The organism is Brevibacterium sp. Mu109, from assembly GCF_900169375.1.
GTDB lineage: Bacteria > Actinomycetota > Actinomycetes > Actinomycetales > Brevibacteriaceae > Brevibacterium > Brevibacterium yomogidense_A.
Genome location: NZ_FXZF01000068.1, coordinates 1 through 3648, shown reverse-complemented (window position 1 = coordinate 3648; position 3648 = coordinate 1). Strand labels below are relative to the sequence as shown.

The following is a 3648-nucleotide window of genomic DNA, read 5'->3' as shown; positions in this document are numbered from 1 at the left end:
CAGTGACGGGCGACACGGACGTGCCGCCCCACCGCTCAGAAGACCACCGAAATCACGGCAGTACCACCTATCCAGAAAACTGATACCAGGTACGTGGACTATCGGGACCAAGTAGCGCTACGCGCCATCTGCCACGGACTGCGCACGATCTTCGAGCACATCGGTGCCGCACCCCGGCACCTGGTCTTCGATAACGCCACCGGCGTGGGCAGGCGGGTGGGGAAGAAGGTCGTGGAGTCACAGCTGTTCGCCGCGTTCAAGCTGCACTACCGAGCCCAGGCCCGCTACTGCAATCCGTACTCGGGGCATGAGAAAGGCAATGTGGAGAACGCGGTCGGGTTCCTGCGTCGGAATCTCATGGTCCCCGAACCCGAGGCCGCGGCCCTGGCAGGGCTGAACGAGGTGCTGCTGGCCCGTTGCGATGAACTGGCCACCGGTCGGCATTGGCGCAAGGACACCGCCATCGGCGAGCTGTTCAGCCAGGACATCGCCGCGTGCCTGGATCTGCCGGGCGTCGGGTTCGACGCGGTGCGCTACGAGCCGCGCAAGGCCGACAAGACCGGCAACGTCCTCATCGAGGCCAACACCTACGCCGCCGGGCCGTCGTTCGGCTCCCGGAGGGTGACAGTCGGGCTGCGCCACGAGACGGTGGAGATCCTGAATGAGAACGCCGAGCCGGTCGTGATCTTCGAGCGGGTCTTCGGTCGCAGCACCGTCACCGCGATCAACCCGGCACGGATCGTGCCGCTGCTGGCGGCCAAGCCCGGCTCCTGGTCCCACTCACCGCTGCGGCCCCTGGTGACGGACCCGCTGCGAGAATGGCTCGACACTGCTGATGGGCCCCACTGTCAAGGGCCATGAGTTTCTGCCCGTAGGCGGCCAGGACTTCGGCCCGCTGGTGGCCACAGGAACTGCCCACTGGTGGCCAGCTGGTTTGCCCGCGTGGGCTGGGGTGGTGCTGGCCACCACGGGGAGTTAGTCCAGTGGCGTGACTCCTCTCCCGGCTAGGGCCTGGGTCATTCGTACGGAGTCTCCGCTGGTCTGGCAGACGTGGGCGTGATGCAGCAAGCGGTCCACGGTGGCGGTGGCCAGGGTCTTGGGCATCAGCTCGTCGAACCCTGCCGGGTGAAGATTCGAGCTGATGGCCACGGAGCGTTTCTCGTAGGCGGCGTCCACGAGGCGGTAGAGGCCCTCGGCGGCGTCGTCGGCGACCGGGAGCAGTCCGATGTCATCGACGACGATCAGGTCGGCGCGCAGGATCCGGGTGACGGCTTTGGTGATGGTGTCATCGGGCCGGTGGGCCCGGATCATGGCGCCGAGGTCCTCCAAGGTGAACCAGGCCACCCGTTTGCCCTCCTCGATGGCCTGCTGGCCCAGGGCCTCGAGGAAGAAGGTCTTGCCGGTCCCGGAGGGCCCGCAGACCACGAGATTCTCCTTGCGATGCACCCATTCCAGGGTGCGCAGGGACTGCTGCGTCGGGGTCGCGATCGAGGAGGCGTCCTGGTCCCAGGCGGCGAAGGTCTTGCCGGTGGGGAACCCGGCGGCCTTGCGCCGGGCGGCGAGCATGGATCGGGCCCGCCCGGTGGTCTCCTCGACCAGCAGGGCCTTGATGATCTCGGCCGGTTCCCAGCGTTGGGCCCGGGCTGTGGCCAGGACCTCGGCGGCGATCCCCCGGGCGTGGGGCATCTTCAGCTGCCGCATCAGCGCCTCGAGCTCGGGCGGCAGCCCCGGTGCGGTGGTGTTCGGGGTGTGGATGCTCATCGGGTCTCCTCCTGGGCGGTAGTCGGCTCCGCGGCCGGCCCGCCGTTGGTGGTGCCGAGGCCGGCCCAGCCGGCGGTGCCCTGCGTCAACGACCGTTCCTCCGTCGCGGTGTGGACCCCGGTCCGGTGGCCGGCGGCGGCGAGCAGGGAGGCGAGGTCTCCGTGGGCGAAGCGCTGGTGCACCGCGGCGACCCCGAGGGCGCGGTCCACCTGGCCGGTGCCGGCGAGCTTAGCCAGGGTGACGGCCTCGGCCATCTTCTGATGGATGCGGCTGGTGCCGGCCGCGGCGGCCTCGGCCAGCCAGGTCTTCGCTCCGGCTCCGATGGCCAGGAACTCCGCTTCCGCCACCGAGCGGGGCACCGGGGTGTAATCACCGGGGACCTTGCCAGGGTCGTGGCCGGGGAAGTGGGCATCGTCGATGGCCGGGGACCCGGGGCGGGCCACCTTGTGGCGAGCGACCTCCACCGGCCCGTCGGGGCCAGGGTGCATGATCACCACCATCGAGTCCGGGCCGGTGCCGTGGTGGCGGACGAAGACCTCGGCCCCGAGCAGGTGCGCGGGCACGGAGTACTGGGCGTTCTCGAAGGAGACCATGGGCGTGTTCTCCGGGACCTTGCGGCTGGTCCCGTAGGCCACGGTGTGGGCCGCCTCCGGGATCCGGTGCAGTGCGCTGGTCTCCTCGGCGAGCATGTGGTCCGGGCGGCGACGCGTCGTGCGGTGCTCCCGGGCATTGACCATGGCCATGAACGCCGTGCAGGCGGCCTCGAGCTCGGCGAACGAGGCGTACTCGGGCAACAGGTTGGTGTCCTTCGGCACCAGGTCGGCCTTGGCCAGCTTGACCGCGTTCTCCACCCCGCCCTTGGCGGCCGGGTCCGCCGGCCGACAGGTCAGCACCTCCACCGAGTAGTGCCTCGCGAAGGCCAGGGTGGCCTGGTTGCGCACTGGCACCCCGGCCACATGGGAGACCGTCACGGTCTTCTCGTTATCGGTGAGCACGTAGGTGGGTGCACCGCCGATGATCCGGAAGCACCGGTCCAGGGCGGCGAACACGCTCGGGGCCGTCCTATCGCGCAGGGGGACCACGATCCGGAAGCGGGACCAGGCCAGCCAGGCAACGAACAAGATCCTCTTGGCTCCGTCGATCACCGGCCCGTCGCCGAAGTCATACTGAAGCCAGACGCCAGGCTCGGTGATCCAGGGCCGGTGCACCCGGCGCTTGCCGGCCCGCCAGGCGGCCTTCACCTCGGCCACCGCCCTCCGGGTCGAGCGCTGAGAGGCGGTGTAGCCCATGGCGGTGAGCTTGTCATGCACGACATCGGCACGGACCCTGCCCCCGGAGGACTCGACCCATTCCTCGATCTTGGGCAGGAACGCGTCGGTGACCTTCGCCCGCTCCGGGCCGGCACCAGGGACTTGGCCAGCATCACGGGCCCGCACCAACCGATCCACGGTGTGGTGGGAGCATCCGGCCAACTCGGCGGCGCCCCGCAGTGACTTCGTCAGGTCATAGGCACTGAGTATTTTCATGGTTTCTACGGCATCCTTCATTCAGGGCCTCTTCCTCGCTGGATTCGATTCGACACCGATATCCAACCCGGGGAAGAGGCCCGCGCCGACTCACGACGCGGCCGGCAACGAACAACGCGGGCAATCCAGATGGCCCTCACCGGGCAGTTCCGGTGGCCATCACCAGGCAGTTCTCTTGGCCGTCAGCGGGTCATTCCTTGGCCACCTACGGGCAGTTTTTCATGGCCGCTTACACCCCACCGCCGCCGAGTCTTCACCGCCGTGGCTGCCACGACCGACTCGGCCGGTTTCGAAGCCGCTGTGGCCGCCGCTGATGCGCTGGTCCGCTCGGGGGACGATCCCGCCAGCGCCGGGCTGGGCA

2 protein-coding genes and 1 pseudogene are annotated in these 3648 nt (G+C 69.1%); 1 reads left to right on the top strand and 2 read right to left on the bottom strand.

The annotated features are described in order from the left end of the window. Nucleotides 1-99: 99 nt before the first annotated feature. Nucleotides 100-834, top strand: a pseudogene (locus BSP109_RS16305) (IS21 family transposase); the annotation flags it as partial. 141 nt (nucleotides 835-975) lie between these two features. On the opposite strand, the gene istB reads toward BSP109_RS16305, so the two are convergent. Further along, nucleotides 976-1761: an IS21-like element helper ATPase IstB gene (gene istB / locus BSP109_RS16300; RefSeq protein ID WP_101602002.1), complete on the bottom strand. Its 786-nt coding sequence runs from the start codon at nucleotides 1759-1761 to the stop codon at nucleotides 976-978. Next, a complete protein-coding gene (gene istA, locus BSP109_RS16295; RefSeq protein WP_146001215.1) occupies nucleotides 1758-3308 on the bottom strand; it encodes an IS21 family transposase in 1551 nt (516 codons plus the stop codon). Before istA ends, istB begins: the two co-directional genes overlap by 4 nt. Nucleotides 3309-3648: the final 340 nt, after the last annotated feature.

What these genes read in the sequence shown, in the direction of transcription:
- istA (WP_146001215.1), bottom strand. Translation starts at nt 3,308, where the DNA reads ATGAAGGATGCCGTAGAAACCATGAAAATACTCAGTGCCTATGACCTG.
- istB (WP_101602002.1), bottom strand. Translation starts at nt 1,761, where the DNA reads ATGAGCATCCACACCCCGAACACCACCGCACCGGGGCTGCCGCCCGAG.